Raw genomic sequence first — 19,677 nt, 5'->3', positions numbered from 1 at the left:
GCGGGCCCCGGCGCGGGTGACGGCGCGGGTGACGGCGCGAACCCCGGTGCGGGCGACGGCCTCGGCGGCGTCGTGGCGCTCACCGCGCTGGCGGCGTCGCTGGCGCGGCGGCCCCCGGCGGGCCTGCGGGTGATCCTGTTCTCGGCCGGATCGGAGGGGGCGCGCGGCTTCGCGCGCAGGCACTTCCCGAACCTGGCACGCGACTCCACCTGGTTCCTCGCCCTCGGCGCCGTGGGCGAGGGCGGCCTGGCGCTGCTGGACGCCGACGGCGCGTTCCGGCGGGAGCGCTACGACCCCGACTTCGGCGACCTGGTCGCGCGGTGCGCCCTGGAGCAGGGCATCGCGGTGGAGCGCGGGCGGCGGGCGCGGGCCGGGGCCGACGGAGCGGTGCCGCTGCGGCACGGATACCGGACGGCGTGCCTGGTCTCGACGGACGAGGGCGAACGCGTCCCGCGCCGCCGGGCCGAGCGCGTGGACTACAGGTGCGTGGCCGACGCCGCGCGGCTCACCGAGGCCGTGGCCCGCGCCCTGGCGGCCTGCCGGGGGATCTAGCGCCCGTTTCGAAGCGGACCCGGCCACGCACGCGAGCGCGTCACCTGGCCTGCGGGCTCGAAGCCGGAGGCGAGGCGCAGGTCAGATCGCGAAGCGATGTCGCGCTCACCAAGACTTGGTGAGCGCGAGCCCCCAGAGTGAGCGCCGTGGGCCAGGGCTTTGAAACACGACCTAACGGGCGGTGCGCCGCCAGGCGGGGCGGCGGGCGGAGTCGCCGCGTTCCAGCAGGTACGTCAGCCGCCACGCCGCCGAACGCACCAGCTCGTCATAGCGGACCCGGCGGTTCCTGGGTGCGGCGGCGCGCTGCTGGAGGATCTCGGCGAGCTCCTCGGCGACCTCGCCCATCACGCGGTGGCGGCTGCCGAACGCGTACAGGTCGCCGTGGACCTCCTCGACCAGTTCGTCGTCGACGCGCGCGGTCAGGGGGCGCAGCCGGGCCAGCAGGGCGGCGTCGCGGGCCGCGTTCACCGACGCCCGGCGGGTGGTGTCGGGCGACCCGACCACCGCGCGGATCTTCGCGAAGGCCAGGCTCCGCTCGGACGCGGAGGTGTTGGGATGCTCCGCCAGGTCCAGCAGGCGCCGCAACGTCTCCTGCGTCTTCTCGTCGAACATGCGTCGCAGACTACGGCCTCCCCCGTGGCGCCCGGCCATGGTGGACCAGGTAAATCATCCGCTCCGCCTCGAACACGCGCCCGGAGACGCTCGTCACAACCTGGTCACAGGGGTTGCCGAGCGGAGGAAGGACGGCCAGGGCAGTGGCCCTCGACGATCGGCGTATGGAGGCGCACGGCGGACGTCACGAGCCGCGGGACGCCGGGGCGGGACCGCGGCGGCATCCCTACGAGACGCCACTGTTCTGCATCGCCTCGCTGTTCACGGTGGGGCTGCTGGTGGCCGCCCTCGTCGCGATCGGGTACACGTTCGACGAGGAGGACGACTTCTACCTCGACGCGGCGTTGCTGTTCGCGACGATCCCGCTGGTGGTGTTCTTCAAGGGCGGTCTGGCGCACGCCCGGCAGCGACTGCAGTCGGTGCAGATCACCGCCACGCAGTTCCCCGAGGCCCACGCGGTCGTCGTGGAGGCCGCCCGCCGCTTCGGCCTCAAGCGGGTGCCCGACGCCTACGTGATGCTCGGCGAGGGGAAGCTGTCCTCGCTCGCCGGTCACCACCGCGGCCGCCACTACATCGTCATCACCAGCACCCTGTTCGAGGTCGGCGGCCGGGCCCGTCACCCCGAGGCGCTGCGGTTCGTGATCGGCTGCGAGGTCGGGCGCCTGGCCTCCCGCCACGCCTCCTACTGGCGTTCGGTCGTCGGCATGACGGTCTCACACCTGCCGGTGCTCGGACCGGCCTGGTCACGGGCCCAGGAGTACACCGCCGACAACTACGGCCACGCGCTGTGCCCCGAGGGCGGCCCGGCGGCGATGCGGCTGTTCGGGGCCGGTCAGCAACTGCTCGGCAAGGTCGACTTCGACGCCCTGTGCGAACGGGCCTCCACCGAACGGGGCCTTTTCCCCTGGCTGGTCAACCTCCGGTCCCACCGCCCGTTGCTGACCTGGCGTTCGGCGGCGTTGCGGGACCGCACCCGGCCCGGCCGCCTGCTCTTCCGCCCCCGCCCCGCGCCCCCTCGGCGACGGTCTCCATGAGACCCGTACCCGGCATGGGCCGCCGCGTGCCGGGTGTGGCCACCTCGTCCTTCCGAACCTCGCGCGCCCCCGAGGCGTCCACTCAGGCACGCCCTCTACCGGGGAGCCGTCATGACCAGTGCGCACCGCCACCGGAGGCGTTTCCTGCTCGGCCTGCCGCCGCTCGCCGGCGTCCTGCTCATCCTGCTCGGGTTCGTGCTGGGCCCGCCCGCCGGGCAATGGGCGCGGGAACGGGCGGCCGGGATCGGCACCCCGGTCGGTCCCGGGGAGCCCATCACCCTGGTCCGCGACGACGATCGTTTCGCGCCCAGGCGTGCGGTCTACCGCCACAGCCCGCCGGGCGGGCCGGCCACCGGCGGCTGCCAGGACCTGGAAAGCCCCGGGGGACGGCCTTACCGCACGAGCGCGGGCTGGGAACACGTCGGGACGTCGCTGTCCGACAGCGTCACCGTGCGTTGCCAGGGGCCGCCCGGAACGCGGTTCGCGGCGGGCAACGTCACCACCGAGGTCGACGCGGCCGGTCTGCGCTACGTGGTGACCGGTTTCTTCCTGCTGATGGCCTTCCTCGTCCTCGCCGTCAGCGCGCTGGCGTTCTTCCTCGTCAGGCGCCGCCCACCGGCTTCCGTGACCGCGTCACCGTAAGTCACCGCGCCCCTCAGGAACGGCCCGGGGGCGTGAACTCGTACAGGTCCAGGATCGCGGGCGGCTCGGCGACGCCGGGGCCGCCCGCGCGCACCCACTCGGCGATGTCGTGGGCCGCCCCGTCGTCGTTGACCAGGCCGAGCCAGACCGGCCTGGCCCCGGCGGCGCGGGCCGCCGAGGACGGGTGGACGACGATGACGTTGGCGCGCTCGCACACGTCCAGGCAGTCCGCCACCCGGACGGGCGCGGCCCGCCGGAGCACGGCGAGCTGCTCCTCGTGGTCGACGGTCCTGATCTTGCGGCCGCCGCAGCAGCAGTCGCGGCAGACCGTGATGCGGCACGGCGTTCCCGTTGATTTGATCATTTCACCGCAAAGGGTGACACATCACCGGGTGCGCAGCGCCGCCGCCTCCGCCGCGAGCGCCCGGATCCGGTCCCAGTCGCCGTTCTTGACCGCGTCGGCGGGGGTGAGCCAGGAGCCGCCGACGCAGCCGACGTTCGGCAGCGCCAGGTAGTCCGGCGCGGTGGCCGGGGTGATCCCGCCGGTCGGGCAGAACCGGACCCCCGGCAGCGGCCCGCCGAGGGACTTCAGGTAGGCGGTGCCGCCCGCGGCCTCGGCCGGGAAGAACTTCTGCGCCGTGATCCCGTGCTCCAGCAGTGCCATCGCCTCCGACGCCGAGGAGACGCCCGGCAGGAACGGCAGCCCGGTCGCGGTCATCGCCTCACGCAGCGCCGGGGTGCAGCCGGGGCTGACCAGGAAGCGCGAGCCCGCGGCGGCCGCGTCGGCGGCGTCCCGCGGCCGCACGATCGTGCCCGCGCCGACGACCGCGTCCGGGACCCGCGCGGCGATCCGCTCGATCGCCGCCAGGGCGGCCGGGGTGCGCAGGGTGACCTCGATGACCGGCAGGCCGCCCGCGACCAGGGCGGCGGCCAGCGGAACGGCGGCGTCGGCGTCGTCGATCACCACGACGGGGACGACGGGCGCCAGGTCCAGCAGCGCGTCGGCGGTCAGGTCGGCGGTCATGCGGCCTCCAGGGCGGTCAGGCTCTGTTCGAGCCGGGCGGCGGCGCCGGCGAACGCCGGGCACGGGTGGACGATCAGAGCGGTGGGGATCGCCCGCAGGTAGTCGACGACGGGCGGCTTGTCCTCGAACCGCGCCCGGAACGCGCTGCCGCGCAGCACGTCCACGACGCGCGGCAGGATACCGCCGCCCAGGTAGACGCCGCCGCGCGCGCCGAAGGTGAGGGCGACGTTCCCGGCGTAGGAGCCGAGCAGCGCGCAGAACGTCTCCAGCGTCTCGGCGCACACCGGGTCGTCGCGGCGGTCGACGATCTCGGCGGCGGTCGGCGGGGCCGTCCGCACGCCGTGGATCATCGACAGGAAGCGGTGCAGCCGGACCAGGCCGTCGCCCGACAGCAGGTACTCGGCGGAGGCGGTGCCGCGTTCGGCGCGCAGCAGCCGCATGACCTCGACCTCGCGTTCGGTCACGGCGGGGATGTCGACGTGGCCGCCCTCGCCGGGCAGCGGCACCGGGCCGGCCGGGGTCGGGACCAGGCCCGCCGTGCCGAGGCCGGTGCCGGGGCCGAGGACGGCGAGCGTTCCGGCGCCGGTGGGCGGCGGACCCCCGACCGGGATCAGGTCGTCCGGGCCGAGGGAGGGCAGCGCGCGGGCGAGGGCCTCGAAGTCGTTGACGACCTCCAGGTGGGGCAGGCCGAGCCGGGCGCGGACGCGTTCGGCGGTGTCGGCGGGCCAGCCCGCGTTGGTGAGGCGGAAGCCGCCGCCGCCGACCGGCCCGGCGACGGCCAGGCAGGCGGCCTCGACGCGTTCGGCCGGGGCGTGCCCGGCCAGGTAGGCGGCCACCGCGGCGGCGAGGTCGGGGTGGCCGCGGGTGGGCAGCGACGCCCGGTGGTGCGGCGCCCCGCCCGGCCCGTCGACCAGCGCGAACCGGGCGTTGGTGCCGCCGATGTCGGCGACCAGCCAGGCCATCAGAACACCCCCGCGCCGCGCTCGGCCGGGCCGACGGCCTGGCGGAAGGCGGAGAACAGCTCGCGGCCGGTGCCCGACCACGCCTCGCCGTCGGGCGCGCCCCCGGCGGGCTCCCGCGCGGCGAACGCGTCGTCGGGCACCAGCACCTCCAGCAGCCCCTTGTCGGCGTCGAGGCGGACCACGTCGCCGTCGCGCACGCGGGCGAGGGGCCCGCCCGCGGCGGCCTCCGGCGACACGTGGATGGCGGCGGGCACCGCGCCCGACGCGCCCGACATGCGGCCGTCGGTGACCAGCGCGACCTTGTGGCCGCGGTCCTGCAGGACCGACAGGGGCGGGGTCAGGCGGTGCAGCTCGGGCATGCCGTTGGCGCGCGGGCCCTGGTAGCGGACGACGGCGACGACGTCGCGGTCCAGCTCACCGGCCTTGAACGCCGCCTGGAGCTGCTCCTGCGACTCGAACACCCGGGCCGGGGCCTCGACCACCCGGTCCTCGGGCCGGACGGCCGACACCTTGACGACGGCGCGGCCGAGGTTCCCGGCGACGGTGTGCAGGCCGCCGTGCTCGTCGAACGGCTCGGCGACCGGGCGCAGGACGCCGGGGTCGCCGGACTCCCGCGGGGCGGGCCGCCACACGAGCGCGCCGTCCTCCAGCGCGGGGGCGTTGCGGTACTCCGCCAGCGACGCGCCGCCGACGGTGCGGGCGTCGGCGTGCAGCAGGCCCGCGTCCAGCAGCTCCCCGATGAGGAACGCGGTGCCCCCGGCGGCGTGGAAGTGGTTCACGTCGGCGGTGCCGTTGGGGTACAGCCGCGTCAGCGTGGGCGTGACCTTCGACAGCTCGTCGAAGTCGTCCCAGGCCAGCTCGATGCCCGCGGCGCTCGCCATGGCGACCAGGTGCAGGGTGTGGTTGGTGGAGCCGCCGGTGGCCAGCAGGGCGACGACGCCGTTGACGAACGCGCGCTCGTCCAGCATCTCGCCGATCGGCGTGTAGTGGTCGCCGAGGGCGGTCAGCTCCAGCACCCGGCGTCCGGCGGCGTCGGTGAGGGCGTCGCGCAGCCCGGTGCCGGGCGGGACGAAGCTCGCGCCGGGCAGGTGCAGGCCCATGACCTCCATGAGCATCTGGTTGGAGTTGGCGGTGCCGTAGAAGGTGCAGGTGCCCGGCGAGTGGTAGGAGGCGGCCTCGGCCTCCAGCAGCTCGTCGCGGCCGATCTCCCCGGCGGCGAACCGCTTGCGGATCCGGGCCTTCTCGGCGTTGGGCAGCCCGGAGGCCATCGGCCCGGCCGGGACCAGGATCGTCGGCAGGTGCCCGAACGACAGCGCGCCGATCACCAGCCCCGGAACGATCTTGTCGCAGACGCCCAGCAGCAGCGCGCCGTCGAACATGTCGTGCGACAGCGCCACGGCCGTCGCCATGGCCACCACGTCCCGGCTGAACAGCGACAGCTCCATGCCCGCGCGGCCCTGGGTGATGCCGTCGCACATGGCGGGCACGCCCCCGGCGAACTGCGCGGTGCCGCCCGCCTTGGCGATGGCGGCCTTGAGCCGGTCGGGGTAGTCCTTCAGCGGCTGGTGGGCCGAGAGCATGTCGTTGTAGGACGACACGATGGCGACGTTCGGCGTGACGTCGCCGCGCAGCCGCAGCTTCTCCAGCGGCCCGCAGGCCGCGAACCCGTGCGCCAGGTTGGCGCAGCCGAGCGCGCCGCGGGCGGGTCCGGCCGCCCGCGCCTCCCGGATCCGCCGCAGATAGGCGGCGCGGCGGTCCGCGCTGCGCGCGGCGATGCGCTCGGTCACCTGGACCAGGACGGGGTGGGCGTGGGCCATCAGACGCTCCAGAGCAGGGGACGACGACAGAGCGGCAAACTACCCCGACATCGGCAATAGCGACAAGCCTACTTATGAACTTCACATGACAAAAGTCCCTCGCTTCGGCCAAATAGACATACCCAAACATCCCATGATTGACTGGCCGGATGCCCCGCCCGCCCGGCCGTCGCCCCTCCACCAGCGGAGACGTGCTGCGTCTCGTCCGGGAGGAGGGCGTCGCCACCCGCGCCGAGCTGGGCCGCCTCACCGGACTGTCCCGGCCGGCCGTCGCGAGCCGCGTCACCGAGCTGATCGACCACGGGCTGCTGGTGGAGCGCGCCGACGGCCCCTCCACCGGCGGCCGCCCGCCCGCGCGCCTGGAGTTCAACGCCGCCGGGGGCACCGTCCTGGTCGCCAACCTCGGCCAGTCCCGGGGCCAGCTGGCGGTCTGCAACCTGTCCGGCTCGATCCTCGCCCAGACCGACGCCGACCTGCCCTCCACCGAGCCCGCGCGGGTCCTGCCCCGGCTGCTGAACCAGTGGGACGACCTGCTGGGCAAGCTGGAGAAGCCCGCCTCCTCGGTGCGCGGCGTGGGCCTCGGCGTCCCCGACCCGATCGACCACACCACGGCGACCTGGAACGAGACCCCGATCCGCCCGGTGATCGCCGACCGCTTCGCCGCCCCCACCTACCTGGACAACGAGGTCAACGCCGCCGCCCTCGGCGAGCACCACCGGCTGCCGGACGTGGACGACCTGCTGTTCATCAAGGTCTCCACGGGCATCGGCGCGGGCATCATCTCCGGCGGCCGGATCCAGCGCGGCGCCCTGGGCGCGGCCGGCGAGATCGGGCACATCCCGGTCCGCGACGGAGGCGGCGTCCCGTGCCGGTGCGGGAACCTCGACTGCGTGGAGGCGGTCGCCGGCGGCGCGGCGCTGCTGGCCCGCTCCCCCGCCGGCGACCTGGCGGGCCTGGCGGCGCTGGCCCACGAGGGCGACGCGGCGACGGTGGCGCTGGTCCGCACGGCGGGCCGCCAGATCGGCGAGGTCATCGCCACGGCTGTCAACCTCCTCAACCCCGCCGTGGTGGTCCTGGGCGGCGACCTGACCGGCGCCTACGACCCGCTGATCGCGGGCGTCCGCGAGGTGGTCTACCAACGCGCCACGGCACGGGCCTCCAGCAGCCTGCGCATCGAACCGAGCCGCCTCGGCGACGAGGCGGGCCTGATCGGCTGCGCCGCGATGGTCCTGGACCACATCCTCTCCCCCGAGGCGATCGACGCCTCCCTGACGTCCCGGACCTGAGGGAGCGCCCGCGCGGCACTCGTCCAGCGCACCAGACGGGCGTGGACGACGAGTTTGTCGGTGTAGGGGAGGTCGCCGTAGACGCGCCGGGTGGGGAAGGCGTTCCTGGTGGCGCGTTCGGTGCCGTTCACCTCGAACAGCGCGGTGCTCCCGTCGACACGCGCCACCTCCACCCGCGCGCCCCGGCGCGGTTCCCGGAGCCGGGAGAAGACGACCGGGCTGACCCAGCGCCGGGGCGGGCGTGCCGTCGGCGTCCAGCCCCTCGGCGGTGACCGGCGCGTTCACCTCGGTGGTCGGGATGCGGAGCCGGGTCGGCGTCGGCGCGGCCCGCTTCACCGGCCGCTCGCCAGGGCCCACACGCCGAGGACGGCGCCCACCATGAGCAGCAGGAGCGAGAGCGTCCGCAGCACTTCCGCCCGGTCAGCCCCGCGCATCGCCCGCGCCCCGGCGACGCCGGTACAGGGCGGACGCGCCGAGGCCCGCCGCGCCCCAGGACGGCCAGGGCCCCGCCGCCCTCCAGCAGCGGCGCGGTGTCGTCGTCGGCGGTTCCGCCACCGCCGGTCCGGGCCCCGCCAGGGTCGCCGCCTTGGTGAACGCACGGACGCGCATCCCGAATCTCCCTTTCGGTCACGTTCACGAGAACCGCCAGATCAAGGGATATCCGTTATGTCGGTATGCGCTCGCCGCCGGACGGCGCTTTTGGCGACTCCTTTGCGCGCCCCGTCGCAACGCATGACGCTCGGCTCCGTTGCGGCCCGCCGCGCGTTGTTGGGGATCGTTTTGCCGCCCCATCGCGAACCCTTCACTCGCGACTCCCGGAAAGTCAGCCGACGGTCGGGGTGGAGTTTCCTCTACCCCCTCCGGTGGGCCTGCACCGCCCCGGAAGGGCAACGCAACCTCCCTGACCAGAGGGCCTTTTGCGACCAAGGTGGTTTTTAACGCCGCTTTGCGAGCAAGCAGTGGCCAGGGAGGGTGCATGACGGGCGATGTCGTACAGATGGGGCGTAGGCGGGCTTTTCCCGCGAAGGCACGGTCGTTCGTCACCGAACTCGCGTTGATGCTGACGCTGTTCGCCGTCTACAAGGCCGGGCGCGTTCTGATCGACCAGAACGTCGCTGCGGCCATGGCGAACGCGCTGCACATCTGGGATCTGGAACGCGCGCTTTTCCTGCCCGACGAAAGCGCTCTGCAACGGTGGGTCCTGGAGTGGGAACCGGCGGCGTTCCTGGCGAACCTGTATTACGTGGGCGTCCATTTCCCCGGTACCGCACTGCTGCTGGTGTGGCTGTTCGTGCGGCACCGGGACGCCTACCGGCGGGTGCGGACCGAACTGGTGCTGCTGACCGCCGCCGGGATGGCCGTGCACATGGCGTTCCCGCTGGCCCCGCCCCGGCTGGCGGGGTTCGGGACGGTCGACACGATGCTGGCGGTCGGGCCGTCGGCCTATCCGGCCGCCGCCGACGGGATCGCCAACCAGTACGCCGCCATGCCGTCCCTGCACGTCGGGTGGGCGCTGCTGGTGGCGGTGGCGGTGGTGCGGACGGCGCGCGGCCGGTGGCGGTGGGTCGTCGCGGCGCACGCGCCGGTCACCGTCCTGGTGGTCGTGGTCACCGCCAACCACTACTGGCTGGACGGCCTGGTGGCGGCCGCGCTGCTGCTCGGCGCGATCGCGGCCACGAACGGCCTCGCCCGCCTGCGGGCGCCCGTCCGCCCGGCGGCGCCTCCGGCGAGGATCGCTCGTCCCGCCCGGGACGGTGGCGTCCCCTCGGCGGCCTGACGGCCGCTTGGCCTGCTTTTTCCTCGCGCGCCGACATGACCGCACGCGTCTCGGGCAGGGACGGCCGTATGGCTGAGGTACAGGCACCCATCTCCGGAAACGACTACGACCGCGTCGCGATCATCACCGGGGCCGACTCCGGGATCGGCCGCGCTTCGGCCGCGGCGCTGGCGGCGCGCGGGTTCGACATCGGTCTGACCTACCGCGGCGACGAGAAGGGCGCGCGGGAGACCGCCGAGGAGGTCGCCGCGCATGGACAGCGGGCCGCCGTGCGGCAGCACGACCTCACCGACCCGGTCGCCGCGTCGGCGGTGGTGGACGAGCTGGCCGACGAGCTCGGCGGGGTCGGCGTCCTCGTCAACAACGCCGGGACCGGCAGCGCCACCCACCTGCTCGACATGGACTTCGACGAGTGGCGCTCGGTGCTGTCGGTCGACCTGGACGGCGCGTTCCTGTGCGCCCAGCGGGCCGCGCGGCGGATGCGCGACCGGGGCGCGGGCGGCCGGATCATCAACATCACCAGCGTGCACGAGGAGTTCCCGCGCGTCGGGTCCGGGCCGTACTGCGCCGCCAAGGGCGGGCTGAAGATGCTGGCCCGCACCCTGGCGCTGGAGCTGTCGCGGTACGGCATCACGGTCAACACGATCGCGCCCGGCGAGATCGCCACCCCGATGACCGGCCAGGACGACGAGCCGCCGCGCCCGGGCAGCCGCCCCGGCTACCCGGTCGACCGCCCCGGCGACGCGCGGGAGGTCGCGGCGGCGGTGGCGTTCCTGGCCGACCCGTCCGCGTCCTACATCACCGGGGCGTCCCTGTTCGTGGACGGCGGCCTGACCCAGATGGGCCCGCAGGCGGCCCCGCTCCTGAACTCCCCCGACTGGCGCCAGGGCTGACGTCAGGTCGCGGTGCCCGCCAGGCGGGTGCGGATGACCAGGGTGTTCAGGGCCGGGTGGGCCGTGGTGCGGTCGGGGAGGTGGGAGCGGTCGCGTTCCTCCTCCAGGCGGGCGGTCAGTGACGCGTGGTCGCGTTCGGCGCGGGCGCGGTCCAGGGTCGCCGGGGGCTCGCCGTGCTCGGCGTGGATCTTCGCCTCGATCAGGTCGGGCAGGTAGCCGGGGCCGTACTCGGCCGCCAGGCGCGGCAGGTCCGTCTCCACCTCGCCCGAGCGCATCAGGTGGATGCCCGTCAGGAGGGTGCGGAACGTGTACAGGAGCGGCTTGAGCCGGCCGTCCTTCTCGTACTGCCGCCACTGGCCCCGGCTGAAACCGAGGTAGTGGTGGGCGTGCTGGCGGCAGACCAGGGCCGGGACGTGCGACAGCAGCTCCTCGTGCAGCGGCGAGGTCTCCACCACCAGCGGGGAGACGAGCTGCTCCAGCACCTCGCCGCTGCGCTTGAGCAGCAGGTTGCAGAACTTCGCTAGGTCGTGGGTCACCACGTCGGCCTCCACTCCGCGGTGGTCCCACATGCGCGAGACCGTCTCGCCGCCACCCTCCAGGCCGACGACCCGCTCCAGCGGCAGCAGGTGCAGGCCGCGCAGGTCGATGTCGGAGTCGCGGGAGGGGAAGCCGTACAGGTGCGCGCCGCTGACGGTGACGAACGCGCGCGGGTAGGGGTGCCAGTCGCGCACCTCGGTGAGCAGGTCCTCGGGGAGGTTCACCAGTCCACGCTCCTTCGGCGAACGGAGTGGAGGAGGTCCTCGACGCGGGCCCGGTCGGGCTCGGGCGGGAGCGTGCTGCGGGCCAGGGCCGCGTCCATGTCGTCGGTCAGCGCCGCGCGCCAGGCCTCGATCTCCGGCCACGGCACCTCGCCGCGCCGGACCGCCAGCAGGCGTTCGCGCAGGTCGCCGACGTGGACGAGGGGCTCGCCGCGCTCCATCAGATGGCGGCCGCTGATCAGCAGGCGGAGCATGTGCATGACGTGCTTCCAGCGCGGCTCGCCCTGGTTGCGCAGGTCGCCCTCCAGCTTGCGGAACTGGCTCTCGGCGTAGCGCAGGAACGTGCGGTGCGCGTGCCGGGACGGGAACGCGTCGCGCAGCGCGAGGAGTTCGTCGCCGATCGGCGTCCTCGTCTCCACCAGCGGGGACCACAGGCATTCCAGGACCGTCGGGTTCGAGCCGAGCGCCAGCTCGCAGAAGCGCTCCAGCTCCCAGGAGAACTGCTCGTCGGCGGGGCCGTCGACGTGCGTCGGGGGTTTGTCGAAGCGCCAGTACAGCGGGGCGGGCGCGACGAAGACGCCGCGGCGGTCCACGTCGCTGCCGGCGGTGTCCAGGCCGTAGGCGCGCGAGCCGACCACGACCGACAGCACCGTGTGGTCGCGGACCAGCGCGTGGGCGTTCTGCATGGCCCTCAGGGTGACGGATCACCCCAGGCCGGGCCAACCGGTTAACCCGGGCGCATCGGTAACCGGTTACGAACAGGACACGAACTTGCTGAAAGTTTCTGCAAGCTGTTTACCACCCTGCAACGCGTTGCTAACGTCACGCCCCAACCACCCCAAACCCGGACATGCGGAACGGGACCCCCGACCTGTTCCGTCAAGGAGGAACGATGCGGCGTACCCCCCTGGTCGGTCTCGTCACCGGCCTCGCGCTCGCGCTCGCCGCCTGCGGCGGAGGCGGCTCCGCCGACAAGCCCGTCACGTCCGTGGACCCGGCGACGGTCAGCGGCACGGTCACCTACTGGGACACCTCGGACGCCGCGGTCGAGGGCCCGGTGTTCAAGGAGCTCATCAAGGACTTCGAGAGCAAGCACCCCAAGGTCAAGGTCAACTACGTCAACGTCCCGTTCGGCGAGGCGCAGAACAAGTTCAAGACCGCCGCCCAGGGGGGGTCGGGCACCCCCGACGTGCTGCGTGCCGACGTCGGCTGGGTCACCGAGTTCGCGTCCCTGGGCTACCTCGCCCCGCTGGACGGCACCTACGCCCTGGACAAGCCCGAGGACCTCCTGCCCACCCCGGCGGGCAGCACCAAGTTCAACGGCAAGACCTTCGCGGTGCCGCAGACCACCGACTCGCTCGGGCTGCTCTACAACAAGGAGCTGCTGAAGAAGGCCGGGCACGAGGCGCCGCCCAAGACGATCGCCGAGCTCAAGCAGTTCGCGCTGGACGTCAAGGACAAGACCGGCAAGACCGGGCTGACCCTGAACGTGGACGGGTTCTTCGTGCTGCCGTTCCTGTACGGCGAGGGCGGCGACCTGGTCGACGCCGCCAACAAGAAGATCACCGTCAACTCGCCGCAGAGCGTGGCCGGGCTGAAGGTCATCTCCGACCTGATCTCCTCGGGGGCCGCCGCCAAGCCCGCCATCGCCGACAGCTACCTGGCGGCGATGACGGCCTTCAAGGAGGGCCGCACCGCGATGATCTACAACGGCCCGTGGTCGACGACCGACGCGCTGAAGGGCTCGGCGTTCAAGAACAAGGAGAACCTGGGCGTCGCCCCCGTCCCGGCCGGGTCGGTCAAGGCCGCCTCCCCCACCGGCGGCCACGACTACACCGTCTACGCCGGCTCCAAGAACCTCGCCGCCTCCTACGCGTTCGTGCGCTTCATGTCCTCCACCGACAGCCAGTCCAAGGTCGCGGCCAGGCTCGGCCTGCTGCCGACCCGCACCTCCGCCTACGCCCGGCCCGAGGTGCAGGGCAACGAGCTGGTGAAGACCTGGAAGCCGATCGTCGACACCGGCGCGCCGCGCGCCTGGATCCCCGAGGGCGGGCAGCTGTTCGAGCCGCTCGTGCAGGCCTACCAGGGCATGGCCACCGGCAAGCTCGACGCCGCCGGGGTCGGCCGGACCGTCGACGGCAAGTACCGCGAGATCCTCAAGGGCTGGAACTGATGACGACCGGCACCCGCCGCGACGCGCCCGGCCTGGCCGCGGACCGCACGGTCCGCGGCCGGCGCCGGGCCGCCGGCCCGTTCGCCGGACGCTGGTCGGCGCACTGGTACGCGTGGGCGATGGTGGCCCCGGTCCTCCTGGTGATGGGGGTCCTGATCGGCTACCCGCTGCTGCGCGGCGTCTACCTGTCCCTCACCGACGCCACCGAGGCCAACGTCGGCCGCACGATCGGCATGAACACGATCCCGGCCACCTACCGGTTCGTCGGCCTGGACAACTACGTCCAGATCTTCTCCGACTCCGAGTTCTGGCTGCGGCTGGGCTGGACCTTCCTGTGGACGGTCGCCTCCGTCACGCTCACCGTGGGCCTCGGCCTCGGGCTGGCGATGCTGCTCAACCGGCGGCTGCGGTTCCGCGGCCTGTACCGGGTGATCCTCATCCTGCCCTGGGCCGCCCCGGCGTTCGTGTCCACCTTCATCTGGCGCTATGTGCTCAACAACGACTTCGGCCTGGCCAACGGCATGCTGCGCGCCGCCGGGCTGCCCACGGTGGAGTGGCTGGACGACCCGACGATGGCCAAGGTGTCGGTGATCCTCGTCAACGTCTGGCTGGGCATCGCCTTCAACATGGTCGCGCTGCTGGGCGGCCTCCAGTCCGTGCCCCGCGAGCTGTACGAGGCGGCCCGGGTCGACGGCGCCTCCGCCTGGCAGCAGTTCCGCAACATCACGCTGCCGATGCTGCGGCCGGTCAGCCGGACGGTGATCCTGCTCGGCACCATCTGGTCGTTCAACCAGTTCCCGGTCATCTTCCTGCTGACCCGGGGCGGCCCCAACGGCGCGACCGAGATCCTGGTGACGGCCGCCTACCGGGACGCGTTCATGGGGCTGCGCGACTACAGCGGCTCGGCCGCCAACGGCATGGTCATCCTCGTCCTGCTGGTCGTGATGGCCAGCCTGTACCTGCGGTCACTGCGCAAGCAAGGGGAGGTCTGGTGATGGCGCGCTCGCACACCGGGGAGGCCAGGCGCGGCCTGGGGGCCTCGATCGCCCTGCACGGCACGCTGGTCGCCGCCAGCGCGTTCGCGCTGATCCCGCTGCTGTGGCTGGTGCTGACCTCGCTCAAGCCCAAGGACGCCTGGATCTCCAGCGACGTGCGGTTCTTCGACGACCCCACGCTGGCGAACTACGAGTACGTGCTGACCGAGACGTCCTTCCCGCGCTGGCTGCTCAACTCGGTGCTGGTGGCCGGCCTCACCACGGTGATCGGCGTGCTGATCGCCGCGTCCACCGGGTACGCGATCAGCCGGTTCCGGTTCACCGGGCTGCGCTCCATCCTGTGGCTGCTGCTGGTCACCCAGATGTTCCCCGTCGCGGTGCTGATCGTCCCGCTGTACAACCTGCTGGGCCGGATGGGGCTGCTCAACCAGTACCCCGGGCTGGTCCTCGCCTACCTGACCGTCGCGGTGCCGTTCTGCGCCTGGCTGCTCAAGGGGTACTTCGACACCATCCCCACCGAGATCGACCAGGCGGGCCAGATCGACGGGCTGACGCCGTTCGGCGCGTTCTGGCGGCTGGTCCTGCCGCTCGCCAAGCCCGGCCTGGCCGTGGCGGCGTTCTACAGCTTCGTCACCGCGTGGGGCGAGGTCGCCTACGCGACCGCGTTCATGACCGGCGACGAGCACTACACGCTGGCCCCGGGGCTCCAGCAGTTCGTCAGCCAGAGCCGCGCCGAGTGGGGCTGGCTCACCGCCGCCGCGGTAATGATCACGATTCCCGCCGGGGCGGTCTTCCTGGCGGTGCAGCGCCACCTGGTGAGCGGCCTGACCGCCGGCGCCACCAAGTCCTGACCCCGACACCGTCCCCTTTCACGTGCGAAGGACATCCATGACGCAGAACATCGTCGCGACGCGCCCCGCCACCGCCGGGGCCGCCACCCGCTGGTGGCGGGAAGCGGTGATCTACCAGGTGTACGTGCGCAGCTTCGCCGACGCCGACGGCGACGGGGTGGGCGACCTGCCCGGCATCCGGTCCCGCCTGCCCTACCTGGCCGAACTCGGCGTGGACGCGTTGTGGATCACCCCGTTCTACGTGTCGCCGATGGCCGACTTCGGCTACGACGTGGCCGGCTACCGCGACGTGGACCCGCTGTTCGGCACCCTGGACGACGCCCGCGCCCTCGTCGACGACGCGCACCTGCACGGGCTGCGCGTCATCGTGGACGTGGTGCCGAACCACACCTCCGACCGGCACCCGTGGTTCCGGGCGGCGCTGGCGGCCGCCCCCGGTTCCCCCGAACGCGCCCGCTACGTCTTCCGCGACGGGCGCGGCGCGGACGGCGGGCTGCCGCCCAACGACTGGGAGTCGGTCTTCGGCGGCCCCGCCTGGACCCGCGCCGCCGACGGGCAGTGGTACCTGCACCTGTTCGCGCCCGAGCAGCCCGACCTGAACTGGGAGAACCCCGAGGTCCACACCGAGTTCGCCGACATCCTGCGGTTCTGGCTGGACCTCGGCGTCGACGGGTTCCGCATCGACGTCGCGCACGGCATGGTCAAGGCGCCGGGGCTGCCCGACGTCGGGCACGCCGACCAGATCGAGATGCTCGGCACCGCCGTGCTGCCCTACTTCGACCAGGACGGCGTGCACGAGATCCACCGGGCGTGGCGCGAGCTGCTGGACTCCTACCCCGGCGAGCGCATCGGCGTCGCCGAGGCGTGGGCCCCCTCCCCCGAGCGGCTCGCCCGCTACACCCGCCCCGACGAGCTGCACCAGGCGTTCAACTTCCACTACCTGGGCGCCCCCTGGGAGCCCGCGCGGCTGCGCCAGATCATCGAGGAGTCGCTGCGGACCGCCGGGCTCGTCGGCGCGCCCTCCACCTGGGTGCTGTCCAACCACGACGTCAAGCGGCACGTCACCCGCTACGGCGGCGGCGAGACCGGGCTGCGCCGCGCCCGCGCCGCCGCGCTGGTCATGCTGGCGCTGCCCGGCTCGGCCTACGTGTACCAGGGCGAGGAGCTGGGCCTTCCCGAGGTGCTGGACCTGCCCGAGGAGTTCCTGCGGGACCCCCAGCGCGGACGCGGGGAGGACGCGGGCCGCGACGGGTGCCGCGTTCCGCTGCCGTGGTCGGGCGAGGCGCCGCCGTTCGGGTTCGGCGACGGCGGGAGCTGGCTGCCGCAGCCGGCGGGCTGGCGCGGCCTGACCGTCGAGGCCCAGGACGCCGACCCCGGCTCCACCCTCAACCTCTACCGGGAGGCGCTGCGGATCCGCCGCGAGCACCCCGCGCTCGGCGACGGGGAGCTGCGCTGGCTGGACGGCCCGTCCGGCACGCTGGCGTTCGCCCGCGAGCGCGACGGCCGCGCCGTCGGCTGCGCCGTCAACATGGGCGACCGGCCGGTCCGCCTCACCGTCGGCGGCCCCGTCCTGCACTCCAGTGGAACGGTCTACCACGACGGCGACAGCCTTGAGCTCCCCTCTGACACCGCCGTGTGGTGGGAGCTAAGTTAATGGCCATGACGACACGCCTCGCTGACATCGCCGCCCACGCCGGAGTCAGCGAGGCGACCGTGAGCCGGGTGCTCAACGGCAAGCAGGGCGTGTCCGCCGCGACCCGCCAGGCCGTGCTGACCGCGCTCGACGTGCTCGGCTACGAGCGCCCGGCCCGGCTGCGCCAGCAGCGCGCCGGACTGATCGGCCTGATCATCCCCGAGCTGAGCAACCCGATCTTCCCGGCGTTCGCCGAGTCGATCGAGAGCGCGCTGGCCCGCCATGGCTACATGTCGGTGCTGTGCTCGCAGGCCCCCGGCGGGGTCGCCGAGGACGACTACATCGAGATGCTGCTGGAGCGCGGCGTCGCCGGGATCATCTTCGTCAACGGCCTGCACGCCAACGTCCACTCCGACCGCGCCCGCTACGTGCGGCTGCTGGAGCAGGCGCTGCCGATCGTGCTGGTCAACGGGTACCGCGACGACATCGACGCGCCGTTCGTGTCCAACGACGACGCCGCCTCGCTGGAGGCCGCCGTCGGGCACCTGGCCGCGATGGGCCACCGCCGGATCGGCCTGGCGATCGGGCAGGAGCAGTACGTGCCGACCCGGCGCAAGACCGAGGGGTTCCGGCGCGGGATGGCGGCGCACACCGGCCTCGCCGACGTCGACGACCTGGTCGTCAACACGCTCTACACGGTCGAGGGCGGGCAGGCCGCCGCGCAGCGCCTGCTCGACCAGGGCTGCACGGCGATCTGCTGCGGCAACGACATCATGGCGCTCGGCGCGATCCGGGCCGCCCGCGCGCGGGGGCTGCGCGTTCCGCAGGACGTGCCGGTGGTGGGCTTCGACGACTCGCCGCTGACGGCGTACCTGGACCCGTCGCTGACGACGATCCGGCAGTCGGTGCGGGAGATGTCGCTGGCGGCGGTGGACATGCTGCTCCAGGAGATCGGCGGCACCCGCGCCCACCGGACCGAACTGCTGTACCGGCCGGAGCTGGTGGTGCGCGACTCCACCGCCCCCGCTCCGGTGACCGTTCCGGCACAGGCCGCGTCCGCCAAGCGCTGACCTGCCGTTTCGACCGGCCGCCTCCCGCCCGCCGGGAAGCGGCCGGTAACGGTCGTGTTTCGAGGGATTGACAGTGACGTGTCTCACGGTCTTTTCTTCGTGGGAGCGCTCCCACGATCCGCACACGACCTGAGAAAGGTGGGTCCGCATGAGGACCTTCCGGAGGAAGAGCACCCGTCCGGCAACCCCGTCCGCGCCGTCCCGGTCCCTCGCGTTCGGGCCCACGAGGGGGACGCGCCGTGCCGTCGCCGTCGTGCTCGCCGGTCTGCTGACCGGCGGCGCGCTGACGGCCTGCGGCGGGGGCGACGACAAGGGCGGCGGCGCCGGCGGCGGCGGCCCGGTCGAGCTGACCGTCGACATCTTCGGCGAGTTCGGCTACGACGAGCTGTACAAGCAGTTCGAGGCGTCGCACCCCAACGTCAAGATCAAGCAGCGCAAGGTCTCCACCCTCGACGACTACAAGCCGCGCCTCCAGCAGTGGATCGCCACCAACAGCGGGGCGGGTGACGTCGTGGCCCTGGAGGAGGGCATCCTGCCCCTGTACATGCAGCAGCCCGGCAAGTTCGTGAACCTCTACGACCACGGCGGCCGGGAGCTGCAGAACAGCTACCTGCCGTGGAAGTGGCAGATGGGCGTCACCCCCGACGGCAAGCAGCTGGTCGGGCTCGGCACCGACATCGGCCCGCTCGCCATGTGCTACCGCAAGGACCTGTTCGAGAAGGCGGGGCTGCCCTCCAAGCGGGACGAGGTCGGCAAGCTGTGGCCGACCTGGGACGCGTTCCTGGACACCGGGCTGAAGTTCCGGGACAAGGTGCCCGACACCAAGTGGCTGGACGGCCCGGCGGCGCTGCTGCGCACCACCGTGCTCCAGAACGCCGGGTCCGGCCCCGGCTACAGCTACTTCGACAAGAGCAACGCGCTGGTGTTCGAGACCAACCCGGCCGTGAAGAGCGCTTTCGACACGGTGCTGAAGTTCGAGCAGAACAAGCTGACCTCCGGGATGCAGATCTTCACGCCGCCGTGGCAGACCGCGCTCAAGCGCGACACCTTCGCCACCCTGCCGTGCCCGTCCTGGATGCTCGGGGGCATCAAGGAGTTCGCCGGTGACTCCGGCAAGGGCAAGTGGGACGTGGCGCCGATCCCCGGCGGCGCCGGCTACTGGGGCGGCTCCTGGCTGGCGGTGCCCAAGCAGAGCAAGCACCCCAAGGAGGCCGCCGAGCTGGCGAAGTTCCTGACCAACCCGCAGGGGCAGGTCGCGGCGTTCAAGTCCAAGAACACGTTCCCGTCCTCGCCGCAGGCCCAGCAGGACGCGGCCGTGTCCGGCAGCACCGACCCCTACTTCGGTGACGCGCCCACCGGCAAGATCTTCAGCCAGATGGCCGCGCAGGTGAAGCCGGTCCACCTCGGTCCCAAGAACGAGGACGTGCGCCAGGTCGTGGAGAACGTCCTGATCGCGGTCGGCCAGGGCAAGGTCAAGCCCGAGGAGGCGTGGGCCAAGGCGGTCGAGGAAGTGAAGAAGACCGCCCGCTGACCCCGTCCGGAACGGGCGGCGGGGCCGGGGCGGGTGACCGCTGACCTCCCTCCTCCCCGGCCCCGCC

19 protein-coding genes and 1 pseudogene are annotated in these 19,677 nt (G+C 73.1%); 12 read left to right on the top strand and 8 right to left on the bottom strand.

The window, feature by feature from the left end; all coding sequences use genetic code 11:
- A pseudogene (locus AKI01S_RS51730) lies at positions 1 to 552 on the top strand (peptidase M28); the annotation flags it as partial.
- A gap of 171 nt (positions 553 to 723) precedes the next feature.
- On the opposite strand, the gene AKI01S_RS17580 reads toward AKI01S_RS51730, so the two are convergent.
- Positions 724 to 1,164, bottom strand: a complete 441-nt coding sequence (locus AKI01S_RS17580) for a hypothetical protein (protein ID WP_067818424.1) — start codon at positions 1,162 to 1,164, stop codon at positions 724 to 726.
- A 164-nt stretch (positions 1,165 to 1,328) separates the two neighbouring features.
- On the opposite strand from AKI01S_RS17580, the gene AKI01S_RS17575 reads away from it, so the two are divergent.
- Both AKI01S_RS17575 and AKI01S_RS17570 read left to right on the top strand, forming a co-directional pair.
- On the top strand, positions 1,329 to 2,198 hold the full coding sequence (locus AKI01S_RS17575) for a M48 family metallopeptidase (protein ID WP_067818422.1): 870 nt from the start codon (positions 1,329 to 1,331) through the stop codon (positions 2,196 to 2,198).
- 111 nt (positions 2,199 to 2,309) lie between these two features.
- Positions 2,310 to 2,840 (top strand): hypothetical protein, encoded by a 531-nt coding sequence (locus tag AKI01S_RS17570; protein WP_067818420.1) that lies wholly within the window; start codon positions 2,310 to 2,312, stop codon positions 2,838 to 2,840.
- Between the two features lie 13 nt (positions 2,841 to 2,853).
- On the opposite strand, the gene AKI01S_RS17565 is transcribed toward AKI01S_RS17570, so the two are convergent.
- The 4 genes from AKI01S_RS17565 to edd are packed head-to-tail and all read right to left on the bottom strand — an operon-like array spanning position 2,854 to position 6,643.
- Positions 2,854 to 3,204, bottom strand: coding sequence for a hypothetical protein (locus tag AKI01S_RS17565; RefSeq protein WP_067818417.1), 351 nt, complete (start codon positions 3,202 to 3,204; stop codon positions 2,854 to 2,856).
- Between the two features lie 21 nt (positions 3,205 to 3,225).
- Complete coding sequence (gene eda, locus AKI01S_RS17560; protein ID WP_067818414.1) at positions 3,226 to 3,864, bottom strand: bifunctional 4-hydroxy-2-oxoglutarate aldolase/2-dehydro-3-deoxy-phosphogluconate aldolase; 639 nt, start codon at positions 3,862 to 3,864, stop codon at positions 3,226 to 3,228.
- Positions 3,861 to 4,826: a glucokinase gene (glk, locus tag AKI01S_RS17555; RefSeq protein WP_067818410.1), complete on the bottom strand. Its 966-nt coding sequence runs from the start codon at positions 4,824 to 4,826 to the stop codon at positions 3,861 to 3,863. The genes eda and glk overlap by 4 nt, the downstream gene beginning before the upstream one ends.
- The gene (gene edd / locus AKI01S_RS17550) at positions 4,826 to 6,643 is read right to left on the bottom strand and encodes a phosphogluconate dehydratase (protein WP_067818404.1); all 1,818 of its coding nucleotides are present in this window, start codon (positions 6,641 to 6,643) and stop codon (positions 4,826 to 4,828) included. Before edd ends, glk begins: the two co-directional genes overlap by 1 nt.
- Before the next feature lie 149 nt (positions 6,644 to 6,792).
- On the opposite strand from edd, the gene AKI01S_RS17545 reads away from it, so the two are divergent.
- Complete coding sequence (locus tag AKI01S_RS17545) at positions 6,793 to 7,929, top strand: ROK family transcriptional regulator (protein WP_067818401.1); 1,137 nt, start codon at positions 6,793 to 6,795, stop codon at positions 7,927 to 7,929.
- A 420-nt stretch (positions 7,930 to 8,349) separates the two neighbouring features.
- On the opposite strand, the gene AKI01S_RS50600 is transcribed toward AKI01S_RS17545, so the two are convergent.
- Positions 8,350 to 8,538: a hypothetical protein gene (locus AKI01S_RS50600; RefSeq protein WP_157419900.1), complete on the bottom strand. Its 189-nt coding sequence runs from the start codon at positions 8,536 to 8,538 to the stop codon at positions 8,350 to 8,352.
- A gap of 367 nt (positions 8,539 to 8,905) precedes the next feature.
- Here AKI01S_RS50600 and AKI01S_RS17540 point away from each other — a divergent pair, with 367 nt between their 5' ends.
- Positions 8,906 to 9,706: a phosphatase PAP2 family protein gene (locus AKI01S_RS17540; protein ID WP_083999748.1), complete on the top strand. Its 801-nt coding sequence runs from the start codon at positions 8,906 to 8,908 to the stop codon at positions 9,704 to 9,706.
- 68 nt (positions 9,707 to 9,774) lie between these two features.
- Entirely contained in the window at positions 9,775 to 10,599 is an 825-nt protein-coding gene (locus tag AKI01S_RS17535; RefSeq protein ID WP_067818393.1) for an SDR family oxidoreductase, read from the top strand.
- A gap of 2 nt (positions 10,600 to 10,601) precedes the next feature.
- On the opposite strand, the gene AKI01S_RS17530 is transcribed toward AKI01S_RS17535, so the two are convergent.
- Both AKI01S_RS17530 and AKI01S_RS17525 read right to left on the bottom strand, forming a co-directional pair.
- Positions 10,602 to 11,360 carry a nucleotidyltransferase domain-containing protein gene (locus AKI01S_RS17530; RefSeq protein ID WP_067818388.1) on the bottom strand — a complete coding sequence of 253 codons (759 nt, stop codon included), beginning with the start codon at positions 11,358 to 11,360 and terminating at the stop codon, positions 10,602 to 10,604.
- Positions 11,357 to 12,043, bottom strand: coding sequence for a nucleotidyltransferase domain-containing protein (locus AKI01S_RS17525; RefSeq protein ID WP_067818385.1), 687 nt, complete (start codon positions 12,041 to 12,043; stop codon positions 11,357 to 11,359). The genes AKI01S_RS17530 and AKI01S_RS17525 overlap by 4 nt, the downstream gene beginning before the upstream one ends.
- Before the next feature lie 206 nt (positions 12,044 to 12,249).
- On the opposite strand from AKI01S_RS17525, the gene AKI01S_RS17520 reads away from it, so the two are divergent.
- The 6 genes from AKI01S_RS17520 (at position 12,250) to AKI01S_RS17495 (ending at position 19,610) form a co-directional block, all read left to right on the top strand.
- Positions 12,250 to 13,530, top strand: coding sequence for an extracellular solute-binding protein (locus AKI01S_RS17520; RefSeq protein ID WP_067818382.1), 1,281 nt, complete (start codon positions 12,250 to 12,252; stop codon positions 13,528 to 13,530).
- A complete protein-coding gene (locus AKI01S_RS17515) occupies positions 13,530 to 14,525 on the top strand; it encodes a carbohydrate ABC transporter permease (RefSeq protein WP_067818378.1) in 996 nt (331 codons plus the stop codon). Before AKI01S_RS17520 ends, AKI01S_RS17515 begins: the two co-directional genes overlap by 1 nt.
- The gene (locus AKI01S_RS17510; RefSeq protein ID WP_067818376.1) at positions 14,525 to 15,376 is read left to right on the top strand and encodes a sugar ABC transporter permease; all 852 of its coding nucleotides are present in this window, start codon (positions 14,525 to 14,527) and stop codon (positions 15,374 to 15,376) included. Before AKI01S_RS17515 ends, AKI01S_RS17510 begins: the two co-directional genes overlap by 1 nt.
- A 37-nt stretch (positions 15,377 to 15,413) precedes the next feature.
- Positions 15,414 to 17,030 carry a glycoside hydrolase family 13 protein gene (locus tag AKI01S_RS17505; protein WP_067818370.1) on the top strand — a complete coding sequence of 539 codons (1,617 nt, stop codon included), beginning with the start codon at positions 15,414 to 15,416 and terminating at the stop codon, positions 17,028 to 17,030.
- A 5-nt stretch (positions 17,031 to 17,035) separates the two neighbouring features.
- Entirely contained in the window at positions 17,036 to 18,079 is a 1,044-nt protein-coding gene (locus tag AKI01S_RS17500; protein ID WP_067818437.1) for a LacI family DNA-binding transcriptional regulator, read from the top strand.
- Positions 18,080 to 18,227: 148 nt separating this feature from the next.
- On the top strand, positions 18,228 to 19,610 hold the full coding sequence (locus tag AKI01S_RS17495) for an ABC transporter substrate-binding protein (RefSeq protein ID WP_083999746.1): 1,383 nt from the start codon (positions 18,228 to 18,230) through the stop codon (positions 19,608 to 19,610).
- Positions 19,611 to 19,677: the final 67 nt, after the last annotated feature.

The sequence above is a fragment of the Actinomadura kijaniata NBRC 14229 genome (genome assembly GCF_001552175.1).
Lineage (GTDB): Bacteria > Actinomycetota > Actinomycetes > Streptosporangiales > Streptosporangiaceae > Spirillospora > Spirillospora kijaniata.
Note: the sequence above shows the minus strand (reverse complement) of the source record. Positions and strands in the feature narration are given on the sequence as shown.